Consider the following 599-nt stretch of genomic DNA (forward strand, 5'->3'; position numbering starts at 1 on the left):
TTCAGAATGGCCATACCGAGGTGGTTCAAATTTTGCTAAATGGCGATGCAGATCCATTTATTTCATGGAAGTGGTTTTGGTTTTTCACCAAAAGCCCATTGAGCGTAGCAAAAGAAGGTAGACCATTTCTCAGAAGAATGAACCCTGCCAAGTATGACAGGTATACAACAATCATTAATGCACTCAGGCAGGCAACCCGCAAATCCAAGAATGAAAAACCAGTAGCAACCCACACCCCTACTGAAGAAACGCCTTTGTTAGAGAGGTTTTCCACTCTCCGTTTGCAGCACAAATAAAAATAAATATCAGGGCAGACAAGACATCCATCTCGGCACGGAGTAGCCAATCGTTTTCCCTACTCGCCGGCCACCCGGACACCGCCACCTCCTTCATCCGTGAGACGCGGGGACTCAAATAACTTGATATCTTCCTTATTAGCTGCCATACCTTCCATCTCTTGGTAGTAATGGTTTGTAGAGTGAATCATGTTAAGAATTTATGAGAAGCCGCGATGGTTCTACGCGAGTTTTTTCCTCTTTATTTTCGGGTTTTGTGCAAACACATTAGCTAAGGGTGAGTGTTCAATTGCGCTAGCTAGA

1 protein-coding gene is annotated in these 599 nt (G+C 44.4%); it reads left to right on the plus strand.

Going from position 1 to position 599, the window contains the following annotated elements:
- Window positions 1-296, plus strand: a 296-nt coding sequence (locus E1189_RS23450) for a hypothetical protein (RefSeq protein WP_196221148.1), incomplete at its 5' end; no start/stop codon positions are given.
- Between the last annotated feature and the right edge of the window lie 303 nt (window positions 297-599).

The organism is Parendozoicomonas verongulae, assembly GCF_009711465.1.
Taxonomy (GTDB): domain Bacteria; phylum Pseudomonadota; class Gammaproteobacteria; order Pseudomonadales; family Endozoicomonadaceae; genus Sansalvadorimonas; species Sansalvadorimonas verongulae.